General features: G+C 41.9%; 15 protein-coding genes. 1 reads left to right on the top strand and 14 read right to left on the bottom strand.

From position 1 onward, the window contains the following. Positions 1-14: 14 nt before the first annotated feature. The 13 genes from ABDV71_RS11785 to rhaT all read right to left on the bottom strand — a co-directional run bounded on the left by ABDV71_RS11785 (position 15) and on the right by rhaT (position 20,203). Entirely contained in the window at positions 15-3,008 is a 2,994-nt protein-coding gene (locus tag ABDV71_RS11785; protein WP_343532766.1) for a TonB-dependent receptor, read from the bottom strand. A gap of 125 nt (positions 3,009-3,133) precedes the next feature. After that, positions 3,134-4,354, bottom strand: coding sequence for an AGE family epimerase/isomerase (locus ABDV71_RS11780; protein ID WP_343532764.1), 1,221 nt, complete (start codon positions 4,352-4,354; stop codon positions 3,134-3,136). An 11-nt stretch (positions 4,355-4,365) separates the two neighbouring features. Continuing rightward, positions 4,366-5,577 (bottom strand): glycosidase, encoded by a 1,212-nt coding sequence (locus ABDV71_RS11775; protein WP_343532762.1) that lies wholly within the window; start codon positions 5,575-5,577, stop codon positions 4,366-4,368. Positions 5,578-5,632: 55 nt separating this feature from the next. Beyond that, on the bottom strand, positions 5,633-7,027 hold the full coding sequence (locus tag ABDV71_RS11770) for an MFS transporter (protein WP_343532760.1): 1,395 nt from the start codon (positions 7,025-7,027) through the stop codon (positions 5,633-5,635). A gap of 165 nt (positions 7,028-7,192) precedes the next feature. Next, positions 7,193-8,062 (bottom strand): AraC family transcriptional regulator, encoded by an 870-nt coding sequence (locus tag ABDV71_RS11765; protein WP_343532758.1) that lies wholly within the window; start codon positions 8,060-8,062, stop codon positions 7,193-7,195. A gap of 823 nt (positions 8,063-8,885) precedes the next feature. After that, positions 8,886-10,640 carry an alpha-L-rhamnosidase C-terminal domain-containing protein gene (locus ABDV71_RS11760; protein ID WP_343532756.1) on the bottom strand — a complete coding sequence of 585 codons (1,755 nt, stop codon included), beginning with the start codon at positions 10,638-10,640 and terminating at the stop codon, positions 8,886-8,888. Between the two features lie 481 nt (positions 10,641-11,121). Further along, complete coding sequence (locus ABDV71_RS11755) at positions 11,122-12,336, bottom strand: peptidylprolyl isomerase (protein WP_343532754.1); 1,215 nt, start codon at positions 12,334-12,336, stop codon at positions 11,122-11,124. 76 nt (positions 12,337-12,412) lie between these two features. Beyond that, a complete protein-coding gene (locus ABDV71_RS11750) occupies positions 12,413-12,787 on the bottom strand; it encodes a hypothetical protein (protein WP_343532752.1) in 375 nt (124 codons plus the stop codon). Positions 12,788-13,053: 266 nt separating this feature from the next. Next, positions 13,054-14,199, bottom strand: a complete 1,146-nt coding sequence (locus ABDV71_RS11745; RefSeq protein WP_343532750.1) for an alpha-hydroxy acid oxidase — start codon at positions 14,197-14,199, stop codon at positions 13,054-13,056. Continuing rightward, positions 14,183-15,580, bottom strand: a complete 1,398-nt coding sequence (locus ABDV71_RS11740) for an FGGY family carbohydrate kinase (protein ID WP_343532748.1) — start codon at positions 15,578-15,580, stop codon at positions 14,183-14,185. The genes ABDV71_RS11745 and ABDV71_RS11740 overlap by 17 nt, the downstream gene beginning before the upstream one ends. 4 nt (positions 15,581-15,584) lie before the next feature. Then, complete coding sequence (locus tag ABDV71_RS11735; protein WP_343532746.1) at positions 15,585-16,868, bottom strand: TIM barrel protein; 1,284 nt, start codon at positions 16,866-16,868, stop codon at positions 15,585-15,587. 94 nt (positions 16,869-16,962) lie between these two features. After that, positions 16,963-19,083, bottom strand: coding sequence for a bifunctional aldolase/short-chain dehydrogenase (locus tag ABDV71_RS11730; RefSeq protein ID WP_343532744.1), 2,121 nt, complete (start codon positions 19,081-19,083; stop codon positions 16,963-16,965). A gap of 28 nt (positions 19,084-19,111) precedes the next feature. Then, on the bottom strand, positions 19,112-20,203 hold the full coding sequence (rhaT, locus tag ABDV71_RS11725; protein WP_343532742.1) for an L-rhamnose/proton symporter RhaT: 1,092 nt from the start codon (positions 20,201-20,203) through the stop codon (positions 19,112-19,114). Between the two features lie 103 nt (positions 20,204-20,306). Between rhaT and ABDV71_RS11720 the strand changes: the two genes are divergently transcribed. Continuing rightward, complete coding sequence (locus tag ABDV71_RS11720) at positions 20,307-21,338, top strand: GntR family transcriptional regulator (protein WP_343532740.1); 1,032 nt, start codon at positions 20,307-20,309, stop codon at positions 21,336-21,338. An 82-nt stretch (positions 21,339-21,420) separates the two neighbouring features. Here the strand turns inward: ABDV71_RS11720 and ABDV71_RS11715 are convergent, their stop codons facing one another. Next, complete coding sequence (locus ABDV71_RS11715) at positions 21,421-24,258, bottom strand: polysaccharide lyase family 8 super-sandwich domain-containing protein (protein ID WP_343532738.1); 2,838 nt, start codon at positions 24,256-24,258, stop codon at positions 21,421-21,423. Between the last annotated feature and the right edge of the window lie 281 nt (positions 24,259-24,539).

Below are 24,539 nucleotides of genomic sequence, written 5' to 3'. Positions count from 1 at the left end.
TCATAACTTTCAAATTAAAAATTAACGTTAAGTCCCAATTGGTAATTAATGGTAGCAGGATTATCTAAAATCTCCGGATCGATACCATTATGGTTTCTTACATAGGAAGAAAATACAAAGGGATTGGTTACATTAAAATATACCCTTAAAGATTTTGCTCCGATTTTGGAAACTGCCATTTTCGGTAGTGTATAACCTAAATTGATATTCCTAATACGGACAAATGAGCCATCAAAATATTTCATCGTGCCTCTATATAGAACTGAAGCTGGACCTTGACCTGCAATGGGCTGTGGATAAGCATTAGTAGGATTGGTTGGCGTCCAATAATCAAGTTTGAGGTGATTATATCGGCCACCAAAAGCCACCGTATTTTGTCCATCATAGAGCGGACTGCTAATAGTCTTATTTTGTACCCCTACCACAAAGACAGCTAAATCAAAACCTTTGAATGAAAAGTTATTGTTGAAACCAAAAGTCAATCTAGGATCTGGAGAACCTATTATCGTCCTATCAGCCGTGGTGACCTTACCATCACCATCTTGATCTTTCACTCTAATTTGTCCAACCTTTGAACCGAATAGCGTAGCTTGCGCTTGTTCTCCAGTTTGCCATATGCCTATCTTCTCGTAATCAAAATATACATTCAATGGTTTTCCGATAAAGCGTCCTGCCCCCACATCATCAACTTTACCTAAAGCCAACTCTAAAATTTCGCCCTTATTGATTCCCGCCGTGATATCGGTACTCCATTGGAAACCACTTTTAGAAACTATATTTTGTGTAGACAAGGAAATATCTATCCCCCTATTGCGGGTTGAACCTATGTTTGTAGTAACACTTCCGAAACCTGTTGAAGTAGGCAAGGGAGCAGGCAACAACAAGTCTGTAGTTTTAGTTTGGTAAACATCTATCGACCCGCTGATTCGTTGATTAAAAAATCCAAAGTCTACCGCAACATTTGCAGTTGTCGACGTTTCCCATTTTAAGTCTTTATTAGGCACATTACTCGGTGCAAAGCCAAAAGCTGAAACTCCATCAAAGTCGTATGCCGTGCGAACTAATTGTGCCAAGGTTTGATAAGGAGTAACGGCCTCTTGGCCAACCGACCCGTAACCCAATCTCAATTTCAGGTTGCTTAAATAAGATACGCCTTTTAAGAACTTTTCTTCGGAAATATTATAAGCAAAACCCGCGGATGGGAAAAAACTCCATTTATTGCCTGGAGCGAACCTAGAAGAACCGTCAGCTCTACCCGTCAAGGTAATAGAATAACGGCCATCGAAGGCATAATTGACCCTTCCCATGTAAGAAAGGATATTCCATCTTGTGTATCCGCTACCTACTCCAACTATAGTTCCAGCAGACCCTAAATTGTGATAGGTCGTTGTCTCTACAGGTAGGTCTCTTACGGATATGTTTGAGCTTTCATTAATTCTTTGTTGAATGCCATATAGGGCAGTTACATTTAATTTGTGCTTATTCTTGAAAACCTTATCGTAGGTTAACTGGTTATCAAGCGCATAGGAAAACCAATAGGCTTCAGCAGTACTTGCGGTAGGAGTAACTCCCACACTGACAGAAGTGGAGTTAAAACTACCTCCACGAGTACTACGTATATCTGGACCGAAATTAATCCTGTACTTAAGCCCAGTTAAGATTTCAGCCTCTGCAAAAAGGCTTCCTAATACCCTTGTCCGTTTTTCGAGATTTATGAATTTATCTTTTTGGGTTGCGAGCAATGGATTTGGCATAGCGGGATCATTAATTGGATAGACCATAAACTTTCCGTCACTATCATATGGCTGTCCCAATGGCGAACTGATCAAGGCACCCGCATAAGGGTTATAGTTAGCGCCATCTATTTCTGAATAAGAGCCCAACAGGGACATTCCCAGTTTTATTCGTTTACCTAAATTTTGGTCAACGTTGATGCGGGCAGTATAACGTCTGTAATTCTGTCCTATCAAGTACCCTTCATCATCAAAATAGCCCAATGAAAGATTTATCTTCGTTTTATCTGTTCCGCTAGAAATTCCTAATTCATGGTTTTGTGTGTGACCTTTCTTTATAATAAGGTCTTGCCAATCGGTATAACGACCCAAGGCCACCGATTCCCTTTCTATAGGATCTTTAAACAGCACAAGTTCGTCCGTCACCGGCGGCGCTAGTGCCGCATAAGAGTCACGTACAAATTTTACAAATTCCTCTCCGTTAAAAATTTCAGCACGACGAACCACGTCCGTGATACCATAATAAGCATTATATCTTACATCTGTTTGGCCAGTCCTACCTCTAGCAGTAGTAACTAAAATTACACCATTTGCTCCTCTGGATCCATAAATAGCTGTGGCAGAAGCATCTTTCAACACCTCAATGGATACTACATCACTTGGATTAAAATCTGTAATCGCATCGTTAACAGGTATACCATCAACTACATATAACGGATCGTTTCCAGCGGAGAATGATCTATTTCCTCGTATTCTTATGCTCGGTGTCGTTCCAGGCTTATTGGCACCGGTAGTAACATATGCACCGGGAATCCTACCTTCTATCATCTGAGAAATATTGGTTACGGGAACTTCTCTTAATGTTTTCTCCTTAATGGAAGAAATTGAGCCCGTAACATCTCTCTTCAATTGGGTACCATAACCTACAACCATTACTGCATCTAGGCTGCTGGCATCTTCGTCAAGGGTGACATTGATGATATTGCGTCCATCGACCACGACTTCTTTAGGTTTCATTCCTAAAAAACTGAAAACCAACACAGCTGATTGATTCGGGACATTGATGGAGAAATTACCCTCGAGATTACTTAATGTACCTACTTGAGATCCTTTGACCTTTACGCTGACCCCAACTAAGGACCCGCCATTGGCATCGATAACCTTTCCGGTCACCTTAACGTTCTGGGCATGGCCCAAGGTGTAGCAAAGCATGAGAAACAGGAACAGAGCCTGCTTACACCCGTCCACAACAAATTGTGTAATTCTTTTTTTCATAATGTTTATACTTGGTTATTTAGGTTATCACTGGAGAAAAACAATGACGCTTTCGTAAAGTCTACTATTTCTTTTCTCAGGTGATTTATTAGATAGTTTCAAATTTATTTAAGCATTCATCTGTTTTATAATACGTTTTTAGCGTTTTGAAGTACGAAAACATCAGTCTGTATCGACATTCTCCTGATTAACTCTAGGCAGGCCCTCCCGTTATGGTATGGACATTTCCACAAACCGACCTTATATTGTCCCGGCATCGGCGCATTGTTTCTATCAACCCCCCAAAACCATTCGCCATGCTGATGGTCGATCAAACTCTTTTTGACAAATGCCCAGCAATGGTCAAACCGTTCCATGTAGCCCTTTTTACCAGTAAGCTGATAGGCATTGTACAGCCCAACCAGCGCCTCTGCCTGAACCCACCAATGTTTCTCCCCATTCAGATGTCCGTTTTCCATTTCATAATTCATTCCACCATTCCCATCAAATCCCTTAATTGCCGCATCTACCATCTGTACGGCGATCTTCGCAAACTGATCCACCAGCAATTCATCTCCTATTATTTCGGCCGCTTCCAACAAAAGCCAAGATGCTTCGATATCGTGGCCAAAAGAAATCACCTCGGATTTGGACCGCCAATTTTCATCAAAAAAGAGCTTTAGATGATGGGTGCTTTGGTCGATGATTCTATGACCAAATATGGCGAGCAGCTTTTCGAGTTGTCTGCGCAGACCATCATCAGGCCACACACCGTAGAGATTAGTAAAGGCCTCAAGCAAATGCAGATGAGTATTCATCGTCTTCTTTTCGTTGGCATCCTTATCGCTCAACCGTTGGTCTTCCAGCGGAGACCAGTCTTGAGAAAACGCTTCAAAATAGCCCTGCTTGATTGAATCGTAACTGTGTTTTTCCAAATCAGCATATAAATTTATAGCTAAACTCAATGCATTTTTGTCGTGGCTTGCCTTATAATATTCAGCTAATCCGTAGATAGCAAAGGCAATGGCATACACTTGTTTTTTAGAATCCTTAGGATTACCCTTTGCATCGATGGACCAATAAACACCGCCATGTTCTCTATCGATAAAGTAATGGGAGAAATAGCCGTAAGCCCGCTTTGCCAACTCCAGGTCTTCTGGTAAACGACTATAGTTGTAGGCAGCTGAGAAAAACCATAAGATGCGGGCATTCAACACAGAACCTTTGTCAGCACCCTCTACCACGCGGTTATCATTTTCCACCTGACCATAAAATCCTCCATTTCCAATGTCTATTGGCACAGTGGACCAATAGCCCAAAATATTGGATAGCTCCTGCTCGAATTCGTTCAAAAGATCAACATTCATTACTTCCGATCTTAACTGTTGACTGATATAGCTTTAGTCCCCCAATTTGAGACTGACTCTTTGTTCTTATCGATCAATGCAATAATTTTTTCGACCGATTTTGCGGAACTTAGTCCATCTTCAGGTGTGTTGACAACATAATCAACCAATTGGTCAACAGTGGAAATAGCTACATGCATGCGAGTGTCAGAGGAAGCGTAGTAAATAAATACTTTACCGTCACTGTCGACAATCCAACCATTGCAGAAAACGACATTAGAAACGTCACCCACTCTTTCCTCTCCTTCTGGCGCCAGAAAATAACCACCTGGTTTATAGATTACCTTGGTCAAATCCTTCAGGTCGGTCATAAATGCATAAAGAACATAACGTAGGCCAGCGGCTGTATTCCTTACACCGTGTGCCAGGTGAAGCCATCCTCTTTCTGTTTTTATTGGTGCTGGCCCCTGCCCATTCTTTGCTTCATAAACAGTGTGGTATTCCTTTCTATAAAGAATATCTTCATGCTCGATCACCGGATATTCCATGCTTTCTGCTAATCCAAATCCTATTCCGCCACCAGATCCGGCTTCGATAAAACTATCCTGCGGACGAGTGTAAAAGGCATACTTTCCGTTTACAAACTCTGGATGTAATACTACATTACGCTGCTGCAATGACGTGGTTTTCAAGTCAGGCAAACGATCCCATTTCTTAAGATCTTTGGTCCTGATAATGCCACATTGCGCCACCGCAGCCGTTTGATCTCCGACTGGCGCATCTGGATCTCTTTTCTCGGTACAGAACAAGCCGTAAATCCAACCGTCTTGGTGTTGTACTAAACGCATATCATATAGATTGGTATCCGCTTCCTGGCAAGTGTCAAAAACAACTGGCTGGTCCCAAAACCTAAACCCATCGATTCCATTATCACTTTCGGCTACTGCAAAAAAAGATTTTCTGTCTGCTCCTTCAACTCGAGCCACCAACATATACTTGCCACCGAACTTGATCGCCCCCGCATTGAATACCGCATTAACTCCTATACGTTCCATGAAATATGGATTGGACTCTGAATCGAAGTCGTATTTCCAATTTAAGGGGACGTGGCCTGCCGTTAACACTGGATGTTTATATCTGCTGAATATACCGTTCCCCTCGGCTTCAATTTGATTTTCCCTGCTCAACAACGCTTCCTGCGCTTCCTGAAGCTGTTCCATGCGATTTCTAAAAATGGATGTCATGCTTTATTGTATAAAATCGTTATTATATATTCCAAATAAATTTCATTGAGGAGGTTTACGTCTCCTTACTTTTTCTTCTTAATTGTAATTCCTCCGTGATGGAAAACATGAAAGAATCACTTAGTTTATAAAATGTTATAAATCCAGCAGATAGCAATGCGCCCGCTGCAGGTATAAAACTCAACATCATTCTAATTCCAGTCTTCGTTTCAGCGGATTGGGCCACGTTAGCTTCAAATCCGTAAATTGCCAACAACCACCCTGTGAGTGCTCCCCCCAGTGTCCATCCTAGCTTCTGCGACATAGAAGACGAAGAAAAAATCAATCCCGTAGCCCTACGACCTGATTTCCATTCAGAGTAATCTGCAATATCAGCGTACATAGACCATAATAAGGGAAAGATACTTCCAGCACAGATGCTTATCAAAAACTGAAAAAGAAAAATCAGCAATAAATCAGTCTCGTTAAATATATAGAACACACAGCTTAGCAGCGTTGCTATCAGCATCGCATAAAGAAATGTCTTCTTCTTGCCTATCCTATCAGAGATTGGTTTGGCCAATATTACTCCGACGATATTAGCGCCTTGTCCTAATACCAGATAAAGTGTACTATAGTTTACAATGATATTAAAGGCGGGTAGCTGAAAAGCCTGCTGGTCGGCAAAATAATATTTAAAATAATAGATGGCCGAGCCGTCTCTCAGCGAGTTGAAAATCAAGGTAGAAACACCTGCCCCCAAAAGAATAAACCAAGGCTTGTTAGTAGCCAAATTTTTCAGGTCCGTCCTTAAAGAAGTTTTCTGCTCCTTCGGTGGCCTTACCCGTTCACGTGTCCAAGCAAAAGTCAAATAGAATAATCCAGCAGCTATTATTGCATAGACAACCATTGTGGATGTCCATCCAGTTTGCGTATCTGCTCCTGCTGTATTTCCGAACCAGTCAACCAGCGGTTCGGCAGTCGCCAAAACCAAAATACTTCCGGCAAAAGCAAAAACGAATCTGAAAGTAGATAGTGCCGTACGCTCCTTGATATTGGCTGTCATCACCCCCATGAGAGATGCATATGGAACATTGATCGCCGAATACACCATCATCATTAATGTATAAGTGATATATGCGTAGGCAATCTTCCCGCTTGCACTCAACTCTGGACTTACAAAAGTCAGCACACCTACAATGCCAAACGGCAAAGCCACCCATAATAAATAGGGTCTAAATTTTCCCCATTTGGTATTGGTCATATCTGCAAGTATGCCAATAATAGGATCAAGTGCCGTATCCCAAATACGGGTAACTAAGAACATAGTGCCCACAATAGCCGCCGAAACGCCAAAAACATCAGTGTAATAATAGAGCAGGTACACCGAAAATATCTTCCAGAACATGGACGAGGCAAAATCGCCAAACCCATATCCAATCTTTTCTTTAAGTGTTATTTTTTCGTTCATGCAGTTAGTCTGGTCATTGATCTAATGGTGGTTAAAATTTGCCGAAGGCACTTGCCGACCACAACGGCTAATGGAATTCAAAAGTAGTTCGATGGTAAAGATTCAGCCAGTAGATTTTTATCAAAGTATAATACAAAAACACTACTGATTATTCTCTTCAAAACATCAAATAAATACCCGCGTACCCGAATAATTATCCCTGAATTCCTTAGGAGTCGTGTTTTTTTTTCGTTTAAAAACACGGTTAAAGTTGGAGATATTATTAAAGCCACAGCTATAAGCAATCTCTGATATGGTATTGGTCGTATCAATAAGCAGCCTGCTGGCATGCGCTACCCTTATCTCGTTCAAACTATCTATAAATGTCTTTCCAGTACGCTTTTTAATAAAACGACTAAAGGAAACTTCCGGCATATTGGTAAGCTTAGCAACGTCCGACAGTTTTACTTCCTGACTATAATTGAGGTTAAGGTAATCGAATACCTTCTCGATTCTTCTACTGTTATAATTAGAATTTTCGTTATTAAAGGCAGCATCTGAGAGGGTCAGCATATTTCTGGAAATAGAGAGGTCATGAAGGATCGACAAGAGTTCTAGAATCGAATCGAAACCACTCTTTTGGGACAGTCCAAGTATCCGTGGCTTTATGGCCTTGATGGTATCCTCAGAAAAAGCAATCCCTTTTTTTGATCTTTCAAAAAAATTACGCATAAAACTCAGCTGGTTCCTACCTAACATCGTGTCATCCAAAAGATCCTTATGAAACTGAATGGTGACTTCCTTGATCTCAGCTGACTTACACTCATGGGTAAACCAGGCATGACTCAGATTGGGTCCCAAGAAAACCAACTCCAGGTCATCGATTACATGGATATGGTTGCCCACAATCCTTTTGGCATTTTTTGCATTTAGGATCAGGTTTAACTCGTACTCATCGTGGTAATGCAGCGGAAAATCGAACTGTTTTTTTGTCCTAGAGAATAGGGTAAAGCAATCATACTGGGTTAGCGGCGTAATTTCTCTTTGCGTATTCATAAACTGATCATATTTTATCACCTAAAATCAATCTAATTATCTCTGGTAATCATTAAGGAAGTAAAAAAGCGGAGAGTCTCGACCCTCCCGCTTTCAACCAAATGAGCTGCTTATTGATAATAGAACAGCAGATAACTTTCTCAAGCATTAAATTTTTGATTAAAGCTTTTATGATTTATTTCCTCATTTCTTATAATTTTCGTCAGAGCATTATTTAATACCATATCGACAAGTAGTAGCCATTTAGCCACCAAATCCAGTTAACACTTACTATCCACAATACCATTTAAAGGGCACACTGGCACAGTACTTCCTTTTTTCTTCTTTTGATCCGAGTACTGAAAAAACATATCGGCGAATCCGACGGATTGAAATAAAACTCTCATACAATCTTGGTAAACTTGGTTATAACTTGGTTACCGAATTTACGAACACATGATTGCCCAACTGTCATGTACTGTTATGCAAACCAGTAAACCGCAGCTTAAAATCAAAATAAAAAGGTTAAGGGGGAAATAATGCCTATGACGTATTTGATGAACTGTTGTATCCTACAATAAAAACAACAGCCCTTTTGCAAACAATCAAAAAGTAGAAATGAAGTTGACTAACCCATGATCATTAAGCGCAAGCTTTTGGACTACTATAATCTAAGAGATAAATAAATTTCAATTCACAATACCAACACGACACAAACACCTAAAAAACAACAAATTTACCATAAAAACAAGAAAAACTGAGCGACATTCATCATCCAGTTTTTCAAATCAAAATGATACCTACCGGGTAATAACATCCTTGTAGGTATCTTCTCGTCAATCTTCTATCTTAGAATTTTTATGCCTTTGGGCGCATCAATGGTTGTTCCGATTTTCCCGTTGGCTTCTTTGATATGCTTGATTTTCACCACTCCCTGCGGTGTCGGAAATGTACCTTCTACAAAGGTAAGATTTCCAAGATTTGGCCTTATCCTGATTGCCTTTGCGCCAGGTTCAACGATGCTTACCCCCAAGACATGTTCGGTCAACCATGCCGTCGGACCAGAAGCCCAGCCATGCGACAAACTATGCCTTAATCTTTTATAGCAATAATCTCCGTAGCACAAATGCACGTCAACTTTCGTTTTGTCCGGCATCTCATCAATTCTACCTCCGTTTTTTAACCACTCAATATTGAAATCTTCCCAAAAAGTGGTTGCTCCCAAATCCAACATACCGCCCCAATATTCCTTGATATTATCGATGGCCTCCTGATACTTTCCGGCCTTGGCCTTGGCCTGCAACATATAATATCCGTAAAATGTTGAAAAATCATTTACACCACCTTTTGAAATGGCCTCATCTGCAACATTGGCGGATATCAACCCAGCTAATCCAAGCAAAGCTGCCGCCTGCTTAGAGTCGGCAATTTCGGGAACGTGCCTTGCTAGTGTACTCACCGTGGCCCTGCATTTTTTGGCCATTTCGTTATCCCCCAACACCTCACAAAGCTCGGCGCCCGCAGTTAAGCTCATCACCATCAACGCTTGTAAACCAGCATGTATAGCCTCTTTATTTCTGCTCGATGGCCAATCTAAAAAACGCGTTCCGTCAAGCTGCTCCCAGCCATCCGAGGTTTTAACCATCAACTGATTGAGCAGCCCCACTAGATAAGTTTGTTGCGCTTTTAGGTATTTTTTATCTCCTTGATACCTATACCAATCGCGATGGAGCATGATCCACCACATCGAGTAGGAACTAATGCCGTTCATCCAAGCTGGCAATGGGGTGGCGTCACGTATCAGATCCAAGCTTTTCGGCACCACCTCATTATATCCGAACACACTGTTGATGGTCATTACTTCCGGATGCATATCCCCTACCCAGACCAAGCGGTCTCTTTTAATGCCATCCCAAAGAAATTGCTGCATATTTAGATGTACGGTATATGCCCCTGTTTCCCAAATCTTATTCAGTCGTTCGTCGCTACTTTTAAAACTTCCCAAATAAGGAATATCACGATAGATAAATATTGCCCTAATCTCCTTTAACACCAATTCAACGTTAGGGTCTAACAGGTCTATCCTCACAAAACGATATCCCGAATTCCCCACCTCAATGCCACCCAACCACGGTAGTTCGAGCTTAAAATCCCGCATACCATGATCATTCATTGCGCCACTCGCCGTGTCGATATCGGCTAGTGTTTCGCTTACGGACTCTCCAAATCTTATCCGAACTTTCACAGGGCTCTTGTCTTTCATATAGCCCGTAACCAGTTGTAAACCGCCATGAATCTCCGTACCAAAATCCAAAATTATATAGGGATTACGATTCTTATCGCTTCTCATTTTTGTGGATTTCCTATTGATCAGCTCGGCCTGTCCATTACCCTCCTTCAAAAGCCCATTGGCATTTTCAATCCATTTGCCCGTTGAGTCTGATTGATGCACAATGCGAACGGGGGACATATAAACTCTTACCCTTGGATCTTTTTCCCTACCTTTTTTTAAATTTTCGGTAAATACCGATGGTTGTTGAGCGTAAGTGTAGGACAACACAACAAAGCTGGCAATAATGAAACCTATAAAATTTTTCATGTTCGTCTACTATTCAAGGTTACAACAAATCCAGTTAACACTTACTATCCACGATACCATTTAAAGGACACACTGGCACAGTACTTCCTTTTTTCTTCTTTTGATCCGAATACTGAAAAAAAACATATCGGCGAATCCGACGAATTGAAATAAAACTCTCATACAATCTTGGTAAACTTGGTTACAACTTGGTTACCGAATTTACGAACACATGATCGCCCAACTATCATGTACTGTTATGCAAACCAGTACGCCGCAGCTTAAAATCAAAATAAAAAGGTAAAGAGGGAGATAATGCCTATGACGTATTTGATGAACCGTTGTATCCGACAATAAAACAACAGCCCTTTTGCAAACGATAAAAAAGTAGAAATGAAGTTGACTAACCCATTATCAATAAGCGCAAGCTTTTGGGCTACTACGATCTAAGAGATAAATAAATAAATTAAGTACTTAAACAAACGGAACGACGTTATTCAGGTTAAAATTCAAAATTTATAATTGGCTTAAATTTTTTCTTGGCCTTTAAAATTAGCTCCTTTTGAAAGTGAGGATTTATCCCTTTGATCGTATCATTACTCTTAAGCATTGTTTCGGCCATGCTTCTATAATATTGATCGAGAATAACTTTATTTCTAAACCGGTTCTGTCTAAAAAGGAAATCGCTTTCCTTAGTAAACCCTGACGTAACAGCTTCCTTATAAAGTTCTTCGGTTACGACAATTGAGATTAAAAAATCATATAAATGCTGCAATGTATTCAATTTTTGTCTAATCGGCAGGTAATTGTAGTAGTCCAAAAAATCTTTTAAGCGTACACTGAACTTTTCCTTACCTATCCAATACGTCAACAATTTATCCTCCTGTCCCAACAAAAGGCTCTGCTTTTTTAAAAGCCCAGTACTATAATCAGCCCATAATTGTTTAATACTTGACGTATCGAATTCGATACCCCGCTTTAACTCTTCTACATAACGATGATTGGCAAGAATCTGATGATGCATTTTAAGCGTAGTTGATATCTTATCTTTTTCCAGATCAAAAGCTCGCTGTTCATTTTTTTTTATTGCTTTGACCCTTAAAAGATAATGGCCCAATCTGGAGTTTATCGGATGGGAAACCTCTCCCTCCTTCAAATTCCAAATTCGTTCAAAGGCAAATTTTGATACCGGCCATATCAGTGTGATTTGCTTGAGGCTCGATTTCAAGCTTGGATTGGTAAAAGGATCTTTACCATTTACCAAAAAAAATTCCGCTAAATTGTCGGTATTGTCGAACTGGAAATATTCAATCTCATATTTGATTTTCCGTTTTTCATAAGCTGACAGCAATTCCTGTTCAGAGACTGCTTTCCCGAACTTCGATAAATAAAAAGATGAAGTCGGCAGTGCGATCATATATTTTGACATCACCTGTACTGCAACATCTACATTTTTATTCACCAGAAGTCTATCGTGGGCATCGGCAATTAATAACATACGATCTATATAGTTGCTCTTCCAAAGATGAAGAGTGTCATGCGGAGGCTGAGCCCCATTTACTTTCTTGTATGCTGCAACATATTCGTCGAGTAGAAAGTTAAATTCGCTTTGTGAAACCGCGATATCATTTATTTGCAATGCGACTTTACTAACCTGACCGTATGCAGAAAACACACTGATGTACAGACTAAAAATCAAAAACACCATAACTCTCATAACTAACTCCAAAAAAAATCAGACAGCTTACACTGTCTGAGTAATCATTATTCCAGAACGACTTTTAATTGAACTATTACCAGTTCGCAGCAAATAGCGCAGATGCGTACTCTCCAGGAGGAGCATCGAGTTGAACACACCCTCCAAAAGAAACAGTAGCATTCGCCTGGACAAAAACAGTGTCAAAATCTTCGTGGAAAAAACCCATATAGGGTGCCTCTGCCCATAATGCTGAACCTGAATAAAAATATGACAGTGCCCAGCATTCTTCAGATGATACTCGCGCTTCAGCGTTTAACTCAACGGTTTTTCCCTCTGTTCCTCCATATACATCAAATCCATCGCAGTGAGCTACAGTACCCTCTCCATTAGATATTCGATAAACAGCAAACGACTGTGCAAAACAAAAACTTGTTACAAACAATAGTGCGGCGGTTAAAAACAATCTCATGATCTTAAAATTTAAGGTTTAAAATTTGGTTATTTATTTCCTTCTGGAACATGTAATCAAATTTAATTCTACCACCAATAGCATTTTAATACTATTATTTCAATTCATAATACCAACACGACACAAACACCTAAAAAACAAAGAATTGACTGTTAAAAACAAGAAAAGCGATGGTCGTTTAGCATAAGTGTAGGATAACACAACAAAGCTGGCAATACATGAAACCTATAAAATTTTTCATGTTCGTCTACTATTCAAGGTACAGCCTATTGAACTAAATGCTTCGGAAAATCATCAATCCGCCCGCAGCAAACTTGTTCCATCACCTGCTTCAATTGACGTTTTAGAATAGCCATAGCGTGTTGCCCACCTTCTTTACCTAGCGCCGCTGTGCTGTACATAAATGTGCGGCCCAAAAAAGTAAAATCAGCACCAATGGCCAAAGCTCTCGCTACATCTGCACCCGATCTGATACCACTATCCATCATTACCTTTAGCTGAGTCTTAAATGGGGTAAGGCTCTTGAGAGAAGCTATAGCGGATTCGGCCGAATCCAATTGTCTTCCTCCGTGGTTTGACACAATAATGCCATCGGCTCCCAATTCTACAGCCAGTTGTGCATCTTCAGGGGTTGTCACCCCTTTAATTACCAACTTTCCTTTCCATTGATCCCTTATTGCCGAAATCCGCTCTCTGTTCAATCTTCCTGAAAACGTCCGATCCATGAAGGCACCCAGTTGTTTCATATCCAAGCCTTTTGGCATATATGGCGCTATGGTAGCAAAGTTAGGCGTACCATGCACGAGGGTTTCCAAGGCCCAATGGGGTCGGCCGACAATCTGTAGGATATTTTTTAATGTCATGCGTGGTGGCATGGCCAAGCCATTTCGAATATCACGCGGTCTGAAACCAAAGGTTGGAACATCTGATAGTATCACCAGCACGTCACACTCCACCTCTTGCAATCTTTTGATGATATCATTTCTTAACTGTTCTTCGGCCGGATGGTAGAGTTGGAACCAAAATTCACCATCGGTAATCTTGGCTATTTCTTCTATTGAACTTGTAGATACCGTACTCAAGATAAAAGGAACCTTGTGCAGGTAGGCTGCCTGCGCTAAAATTTTAGGGGAATTAGGCCAGATCAGTCCCTGTAAACCTACAGGAGCTACCCCAAAAGGTGCCTGATAAATCTTACCAAAAAGCTCCACCGTCATATCCGTTCCTCCATAATTATCCAAATAGTAAGGATTTAATTTCACGTCGCGAAGTTCTGACGTATTACGATAAAGGTTGATATCTTCATTACACCCCCCATCGAGGTATTCGAACGCGAAACGTGGAATTTTGCTCATGGCCCTCCTGCGCAAATCGTCGATACCAGGATAAGCTTGGTTATATTGTAGGTTCATTTTCAATTCTTGTTGGATGTGGTGTGTAGAGTTTAAGTTCGATGATGTCATTGGGCAAGGGCTTAGTGTTCCATACCTCATGAATAACCAAGGCTGCGCCAATAGCCGTTGCCTGCGGCATATGCGCGGCATAAACCTCGTAATTAGGGAATATGGCAGCCAGCAAGTTCATAAAAACTGCATTTTTACTAAATCCTCCGTCAACGAAAATTCTTTTAGCGGAACTACCATCAAGTACCAGTTTAGTGGAATGGTACTGCTGTATCACCAGGTCTAACATCAGCTGGTCGTACGCAGCCATTTCATCCTTAAACTCGCGAAGGTCTCTTTCAGCAAAGGGCAGCGATCTCCAATTTTCTGTCTTGACGTTTACCGTGCCTAGAGGCTTTACTCGGTCCTGATCGTAATCAGCATTCCGAAAGCGCAACACGTCACAACCAAAATGATTGGCTATACGCTTTATTTGTTGTTCGTAAGCAAATCCAGAAAACAACCGCGACGCCTTTACCGCCTTACCTTCATATTGCATGTAACAAAGTACGTCCTGACTGAGTTCTTCTGAAGTTAACGCCCGCTGGTTGAACGGATTAAGTGAAATGCACCAAGTACCTGTTGATAATAACACAAAAGGTTCTTTAAAGCTTTTGAGATATGGGATAAGTGCGGCAGAACTGTCGTGCAGTCCCACTCCCACGTTGTAACTGCTGCCGGGAAAGGTTGCAGGTGAGACATGTTTTGATGGCATTATAGGTGCCATTTTTTCTAATATGGCTTCTTTGCTCACCCACTGGTGATAATCATCATTCCCAAAGTCCCAGAAATTGGTATGACAGCCCAAACTGGTTTTATCTGCATATGCCTTTCCGCTTAGCAGAAAGCTAAGATATTGGGGCAAGTGCAAGGCATATTTTACACGCTCAAAAATTTGCGGCTTTTCCTTCTTTAACCTATACAGCTGCATACCGGAATTCAAACTGTCTAAAACCGGCGAGGCAGTCCTAGCGGCGAAAGCTTTCTCGCCGCCATATTTTTGATAGAATTCTCTTTTTAGTTCTTGCGGATAACTTTTCAAGTAGTTTTGAAGCGAGGTAAGCGGCGTTCCGTTGTCATCGATGTAGACTAAACTTGCACCGTAAGAAGCAAAGTTGATGGCCCTTAGCTCGAATTTTTCATTAGCAAAAACCTCTCTCAGCGAGTCGAAGATGGAAAGCCTAAGACTATCGAGGTTTTCGCAAGGATCGCCATCTTCATCTACCGTTTCGATGAAACGTGCCGAACGTTCAAAAACGACACGGTATTGCTCATCAAAAAGGAAAAGCTTTTTGTTGGTCTTTCCCACATCAAAAACCGCTACTACTGGTATCTTTTCTTCTCTACGCATGGTTCTATAGCCCGGTGGCAGTTATGTTTTTTCCTCTTTGACCTATCAATTGCTCGCGGCAGCCTAAGGATCTGTAAAGCTGTAATGGGTTTAAAGCGGCGCCGGCCTGTATCCTAGCCTCGGCAACCAGCGTTCTGAAATCCGTTCTGAAAGTATGTTGGAGTATTTCCTGCGCCTGTACTACATCGTTACACTGTTGTGCATGCAGCAAGGCTGCCCTATCCACCATCAGGGCTTGGGCATAAGCCAACATTATGGCCTCTACCGATTGCAGCAAATCTTCCAAAGGATCTTTCACATTATGGGAAGCGTCGATCATCCAAGCCAGATCTTTTGCGTGGTTCATTCCCTTTGCGTCCATGCCTTCTACCAGCTCATTGAAGATCAGGAATAGTTGGTAGGGCTTGATACTGCCCGCCGTCAGATCGTCATCTCCATATTTAGAATCATTAAAATGGAAACCGCCCAATTTGTTTTCCATGAGCAGCAGCGCAACAATTTGTTCAATGTTGGCATTAGGGAGATGATGCCCTAGATCCACCAATGTTTTCGCCTTAGGCCCCAGTTTATTGGCCAACAGCATAGATTGGCCCCAATCGCCGATAGTAGTTGAATAGAAATTAGGTTCAAAAGCCTTATATTCCACCAATAGTGTCCAATCTGAAGGTAATGCGCTATAAATCTGCTGTAAACTGTCGAGAGTATTCTCAAAAGCAGTCCTAAAGTTAAGCTGGCCAGGGAAACAAGATCCATCGGCCAACCAAACCGTTAGCGCCTTGGAGCCCAAACCTTCACCCTGTTTAATCACCTCTATATTATGTGCAATGGCCTGCTGCCTTACTGCTTTATCTACATGTTGTAAAGAACCAAATTTATAGCTCAACGGGGCGTTTGGCTGATCTTGGAAGGTATTTGAATTTACGGCATCGAAAAGCAGCCCATTTTGGTCAGCTAACTTCTTTATCTGTTCAACATCCGTTGGAATATCCCAGGGAATATGCAGGGAGATGGCTCCACTTGCACCATTCAGTCGATGTAGCAGACCTACATCTTCTATTTTTTCTTCCAATGTTCTAGGTTCCCCACCGGATATGGCAAACCTTCCAAAACGGGTACCGCCTGTACCCAATGCCCAACTTGGAATTGCGATTTGAAATGCCATCAGCTTGGCTATCGCTTTTTCTATGAAGATCCCTCCCCAATCTTCCTTTAGTAGTGCTAATTTACGTTGGTGTACTGTCCATAATGTCTCGTTGTGTACGGCAATATCTTTGTGTTCAATCTTCATCGGAATTATATTTGGTATAAAATAGGCTACCAAGGGGACGGTACTACTGCAAACCTATCCCCTTTATGTAGCGCCAAACTAAAAATTTCTAAACTTATCTTACGAAGGCCATCGCTACTCCACCATCCACGTTCAGTACATTACCCGTAGATTTATGCATCAGCCCACCTACAAATGTAAAGCAGGCATTCGCGATATCTTCAGGCAATATCATTTGATTTAAAAGTGTGCGTTTTGCGTAGTAGGCTGGCAGTTCCTCTACAGTAATACCGTAAGCTTTCGCCCTACCTTCGGCCCAGCCGCCTGCCCAGATATTACTATCACTGATTACCGCATCGGGATTGACAACATTAACCCTAATACCATCGGCACCGAGTTCGGCCGCATTTAATCTGCTCAGATGAAGTTGTGCGGCTTTTGCACTACCATAACCAGCATTGTTTGGTCCACTTACCAATGCATTTTTGCTCACAATATTGACGATGTCCCCCCCTGTTCCCTGCTTTTTCATCACTGCAGCGGCAGCCTGGGTGACCAAAAATTGACCTTTCACCAAAACATCATACAGTAGATCCCAGTCTTTTTCGGTGTGACCTTCAATAGGCTTGGAAATGGAAAGGCCTGCATTATTCACCACAATATCGACGCCGCCAAAAGCCAGAGCAGCTTTTTCAAACGCCATTTTAATATCTGTTGCGCTCGTTACATCTAGTTGAGCAGCAGCATAGGCATCCCTACCAAACTGTTTTTCAAATTCTTCTCCAGCTTGCGCTAAACGTTCGGCATTCATATCATTCAAGATCACGACTGCACCTTCAGAAACAAATTTCTTGGCAATAGCCTTTCCAATACCACCTGCACTGCCAGTCACCAGTGCAATTTTTCCCGTTAATGGCTTTGGTTTAGGCATACGTTGTAGTTTTGCTTCCTCCAATAACCAATATTCGATGTTGAAAGCTTCCTGATGTGGTAAAGAGGTATATTCGGAAACGGCCTCTGCGCCTTTCATTACGTTTATTGCATTGATATAAAACTCTGCTGCTACCCTAGCCGTTTGTTTGTCCTTCGAAAAAGTAAACATCCCGACACCTGGGTATAGGATCACCACCGGATTGGTATCGCGTATGGCGGGACTATTGGGATGTTTACATTTCTCGTAATAGTTGGTATACATCTGTCTATAAGCCTCAAAGGCAGGCTCAAGCTTAGCCCTGATTTCCTGAGCATTAGACAGATCGGCGCTTGGGTTTAGTTCCAGCACCAACGGGCTGATCTTGGTTCTCAAAAAATGATCTGGGCAGCTTGTCCCCATAGGTGCCAAACGCGACAGATCTTTGGAATTGATGAACTCCAAAACTCTACTGTCGTCTGTAAAATGACCGATCATAGATTGACTTGACGAGCATAGTCCCCTAAGTATAGGTGCAATTGCCGCGGCTTGGCCGCTACGCTCCTTCGAAGGAAGACTTTCAATCCATTGCCCACCAAAAACTGGTCTCTTCTTCCCATAATTTTCGTTTAAATACTCCGAGCATTTTTCAATGACCTCCAGCGTATTTACGTAGCTTTCATAGGCGGTATCTCCCCAAGTGAAAAGACCATGGGAACCTAACATGATGCCACGTATTCCCGGATTTTCATCTAAACATTTTTTCAACTGCAGACCTAATTCAAACCCTGGCTTTTTCCACTCTACCCAGCCAATGCTTCCGCCAAAAAGCTCCTGCGTAATTTTTTTACCGTCCTTTGCTGCCGCAATAGCGATAGCAGCATCTGGGTGCAGGTGGTCGATATGTTTGAACGGTAGAAACCCGTGAAGTGGTGTATCGATAGATGGTGCTTTCGAATCCAGATCAAAAATGCAGTGGTTGAACAGTGCAACCATTTCATCTTCATGTTCCACCCCTCTGTAGATATTTTTCAGGCTACGCAATCTATCTACATAGAGTGCCGCCAAACCGCTTTTCTTTAAAGTCCCCAGATCCCCTCCAGAACCTTTTACCCACATCACTTCAGTTTCTGAATTGGTAAGCGGATCTTTTTGCATCAACTTGCAGGACGTATTTCCGCCTCCATAATTGGTAAGGCGCAAATCGGCGCCCAGTAGATTAGAACGATAGATCAGTAACGCCACCTCATCACCAGCCAATTTGGCTGCAATTTCCTCATCCCATAGGTAGCTTACGTATTTGTAACTTTTTTCTTTAACAGACATTTATCTAAAAATTATGATGGTAATTGAATTATCTAATTGAATTGCCGTACCCCACAATAAGTACAGAAACGATGATGGTCAGTATCCCTACGATTACTGTAGTTAACGTTTTTGTGGAAACGCCCTTCCATTCCTTGAGCAGTAAGCCCCATACATTTGCAATGAGTATGATAAAAGCCATATGCAATATCCAGGAACTGGCGCCATTGCCCATTTTACTCTCTCCCATACCGTAAAAAAAGAACTGGAGGAACCAAGTCGTTCCGGCTAATGCCGAAAAGAAATAGTTGCTAACCAATGGTGTTTTTACATTGATATAGTCGCCAAAGGTGCGATTGCGGGCATTTAAAATCGTACACCAAATCAAATTGGTCGTCAGTCCTCCCCAAAGCACCACCACATAGGTGATATTATTCTGGAATAGAAAATTCCCAGTTTCCGTTGGGTTTGCTGCTTTCCACCAGCTATTGGCCACTTCGGCCAAAGGCTTGCCAGCTTCTATACCAAAATTAAAACAGGCGCTCAATATTCCAGAGATAATGCCAACGGCAAGTCCTAAACCGAACCTATACTCTGTTTTAACCTTTGCCCCATGGGGATCCGTAGCTACTGCGTCAATTTCCCGCTCCTTCATCATCCCCGCCCTACCACAAATCACTATTCCCAGCACGCAAACCAAAAGTCCAAGCATCACTGTTCTGCCCCACTGGGTATGTATGAACATTTCGAAAGTATCTTTGCCAGCTTCGGGGAAAAAACTAAAGTAGATGGATGGTAAAATAGAACCTAACACCATGCAAAGCCCCAAAATAATACTACTTCCAAGCGAGACGCCCAAATACCTTACACCGAGGCCATAGGTAAGTCCTCCAATGCCCCATAGTACTCCAAAAAAATAGGTCAATCTTAAAGTGCTTCCGCTAGCTTCCACAATGATTTCCCAGAAATTTGGAATGGTCAGAAAAGCTGCTAAAGGTGGGACGATTAACCACGAAAAAATGCCTCCAACAATCCAGTAGCTTTCCCATGCCCAACCTTTGACCTTTTTAAATGGAATGTAAAAACTACCGGAAGCAAACCCTCCGATAAAGTGAAAAACAACTCCTAAAAATGCGTGCATACGTAATTTATATTTTGGTTTTCTAAAATTAATAACAGCATGTTGCACAGCTGTTATGTACTGTTATGTGCTGATATAGTTGTAGCTTTTTTATATTTGGATAATGAAAACTTTAGACCTCAACTCCTATATTGTCATCGATGAGTATTCGTCTACCCCAAAATATAAGCAGCTGATCAACTCTATTTATTTAGCCATCGAGAAGGGAATACTCGCAAAAAACGACCCTCTTCCTTCGATCAATGAGTTAAGTTTTAAGCTAGAGCTTTCTCGGGACACTGCCGAAAAAGGCTATCGTCAGCTACGTAAGCTCGGTATAATCGAGTCGGTGCCGGGAAAAGGTTATTTCATCAACAATACTTCGCTCGGCAGCAAACTAAAGATATGTTTATTGTTCAATAAATTGAGTGCCCACAAAAAGATTATCTACGATTCCTTTGTACAGAACCTTCATGAAGAGGCTGTGATAGATCTTTACATCTACAACAACAGTTTTCCTTTGTTCAAAAAACTGCTCTTAGATAAAAAGGAAAGCTATACACACTACGTAATCATCCCACATTTTACCGATTCCAGCGAATCTCCCGAAGAAATAATCAATCAGATAGATAAAAACAAGCTGGTGATGCTCGATAAATGCATAACCAACTTAACTGGTGAATATTCAGGTGTTTATCAAAATTTCAGGAACGATCTTTATGATGCGCTCTGTGAAATGTTAGAATGCCTATCCAAGTATAATACGCTCAAGCTGGTATTCCCTCAACAGAGTTATTTTCCCAGGGAAATTGTGGAAGGTTTCCGAATGTTCTGCAATCAATATGCATTTAATTACGAAGTGATTCATCAGCTAGAGGACAAGCACATTATGGAGGGCAGTGCATTTGTTACGCTCACCGAAGATGATCTGGTAATTTTGGCAGAAAAAGCAATCAAAGCAGATCTGGCAATAGGCAAACAGATAGGCATCATTTCCTACAACGAAACCCCCTTAAAAAAATTAATCCTGAATGGGATCACCACTATCTCTACCGATTTTGAACAATTGGGAATCCAGGCCGCTAAAGCAGTTTTGGATCAGCAAAAAAAACAGCTTTATGTTCCTTTCTATGTCAAATTGAGAAATTCCCTGTAGCTGTATTAACCCTAGCATCAAAGGCATAAGAAAAGGGGACCTTCAATTTTTGAAAGGTCCCCTTTGCAAGATATTACCTGAACTAGTGTTTCACAAATTTTTGTTGCCCTGTTTTCCCACCATCATTGATACGAAGGAAATATACGCCAGCGGGCAGTTCATCAATTTTCACGACATTGCCAGTCACTGATTTTTGTTTCTGTCCAGAAACGTTGTACACGTCAATTTTTGCATCTTTTGAAATTCCGTCGACAGTGACCGAAGAAGTTGCAGGGTTTGGATAAACCACCAGCGCTCCATCGTTGGAAAAAGTTTCCGTATTGCCGCCCTGCACTAAATTGTTGCCGATCACGTCTATACTTGCCATTCCCCCGCCTCCGCTCACGATCGGAAAAAAGCCTGTACTTGTCCTTCCTTTTTCATCACCAGAAAAAGTTGAAAAAGTAATGGTGGTTTCACCTCCCGAGTAAACCGTACCTGTTCCGCTTAAATTAAGGTTCAGCGTAATTTTAATATCGGAGCCGGTGTATTCTGGATCAGAAACTGAGATACGGTAATTTGCAGAGTATTTCTTGATCTGCACAATGGCCTTTCTATCCGACTTTACCACTAATCCATCCGGCATAGTCACCTGTCCGGCACCGTAAAAAACCGCCGCATATTGTTTATTGGTCCCGTTGTGATAAATAGCTTGTACGGTTGCAGTGTTGCTTGCCAATTCGAAGCCATGATTAGCGTATAACGTTGTCATATCGCCAGCAGACTTGTTAGGTGCCACAATATAATAATACGTACGATTGGTCGGCGTAGGACTGTGTCTCACGTAGAGGTTAAACATTTGGGTAGTTACATTGGCAGTACTACCGCCGTCGCTAATGCTTGCCCATGTACCCGTTTGGGCTTTATTAGTAAGCGAAAAATATCCTCCGTTAGGGAACATATATCCCACCTGTCCATGGTTTACCCAGTTCAGCTTATTGGTCGTAAGCGAATCTCCGGAAAAGGTATATGTACTGCCATCGTCCCTAATGGTAATTCCGCCGTCCAGCTTGGTCTGGTTGATTGTAGTGACAATTTCGTTCGATTTTGATGCCGTAATACTGTTACCCACACACACCATCATGTTTTCCATAAAGAAATATGCCTTATTTGCCGTAACTCCCCGTTTGTTATCCTGCTTGAATGCAGTAATCCCTACCTCGTTGACTGAAAGGCCTCCGCCATAGGTATTGGAGGCAGTGACATATCCATCTACCGTTCCAAAAGTTGTGGAAGCCGCTGCCTCGCTCATTTCAGAAGTGGTTCCAGGAACACGCGACCAATTCCAGCTCGGAAAGATATTATGATATTCGTTGCCAGTAACCATGATATTGGTCGCACCGAAAGGCAAATTCCAGCCTTTTAGATTCGAATCCTTGATCGCTTCTGCACCTGTATTACGTGAGGAAGCAATCTTTGCCGACATATAGAAATTAGCCCCGCGACTGACTACCATGTTGGATAACCAGAAATGTTTTGCTCTTGAAAATGGGAAAGCTGCTCCGGCCAAATGGGCCTTCCAGGCCTGATAAGATGCATTATTTGCCGGATCATTTACCGCCTGTGTATCCAATAATCCTGGGGAGATTTTATTTAAAAGACTATTGGGACCGCTTACCGATCTGCCGACGATATCAAAGTCCATCGTATTGCGGTAGCTGAGGTTGCGAAGCCCTCCCAACATCACTCCCCTTAGGTTATTTTTATGCGTTGTGGTATAAACTGAATTGAAACTGGTGCCTGCGGCAATATTGAGATACTTAATCTCATCGTCAACGAATATCATTCCATAGCTGCCTGTTTGGATTTGTGTTCGATGCTGGTGAAAACTGCTATCAATCCGGATGCCCTCTGCTAGGCTCATATTGGCAATATTTAACCCAGCCACCGTACTCTGGTATCCTTTCACAACCGTTTTGTAGCTGTTCATCACCAATCCTTTTCGAACCATTGTAGTAGAGACCCACGATCGGTTAGCCCCTCGATGATCAGGATTATCTGTTTGATCGACTACAGTTGCCGCATAAGTCATCAAAGAATCGGCAGGTATGGCTCCTTTCATCAACAATAAGGCCGCAACCACATTATTCGGCGATCGAACTTCGTTATCGTGCCAGTTAGATGATACGTATTTCGCGTTGATGAAATGCCTCATCGCCAGCATAAACTTCGCCGGTACATCAGGATGGTTATACAAAACATTAGAGGGGTTACGGTAGGCTTGTGCCAACCTGTTTAGCCATAGCGTATGTCTGGTCCAGTTGTCCCCAGTATAATTTACGCCAGGCCACTGCCCATTTGCGGTCATAGTGGTGAGGAAAAAGCTAAGATCCTGCGTTTCCTGTTGTGCATATTGATTGTATAGCCGACCGAAAACAGTATTCATGTCCGACTGTTGGGTACTGGTCGGATCGCCGTCACCATATACCTTGAAATCGGAAATCCGATAACCCGCCGTATTTGCTCTGCCACGTCCATTAAACCTAATATATCTGTACCAACCGTAGGTTTCGTTTATCGTGAGCAAAGAAAGTGTGTTCGTAGGGGGAATCGTCTTTATCGTCGTCCAGGTGGTACCATTTGTGGAACCCTGAATGTCAAAAGTAACGGCATACCTTCCATCGGCAAATTGAATAACCACGTGGTCAATGTCCCGCACGCTTCCAAGATCTACCGTAAGTGTTTGAATGTAACCACTTGAGGTCGAAGACCAGAAGGTAGTTGTACTGTTATCAACCGCGTTTGCGGCAGAATAAGACCCTTCTGTTGAGGATGCCGACGCCGGCTTATTCAGCGACAGCAAGGTTTGCGCTCCTGCAGTGAAAGCAATGCCAACGGTCATTGCCAATGCAAGAAGCATTTTTTGTAAATTTCGTTTCATACATATTTGGTTAAGGTTAGGCCTAATAGTGCTTCTTTACCGACCCAGTACATAGGCCTCTATAGTGAGCTGGCGAGAAGATCATTTCGACCAAATTCAATTAATTAACCAAATTTAAACCCGAAAAATAGTTGACAACTAATACGTTACTAGCGAAATATAATACGAATACGACACTTGGCTTCAGCATAATGGCGCTGAAAGGATTCTGCCAAATGCCAAACAAATAATGAAGTTTACAGCGCCGATTCGTTGGAACCGTACTATAAAGTGATAAAATA

This window comes from Pedobacter sp. (assembly GCF_039594775.1).
Lineage (GTDB): Bacteria > Bacteroidota > Bacteroidia > Sphingobacteriales > Sphingobacteriaceae > Pedobacter.
The sequence above is the reverse complement of the archived record's forward strand: the minus strand, read 5'-3'. Positions and strand labels throughout refer to the sequence as shown.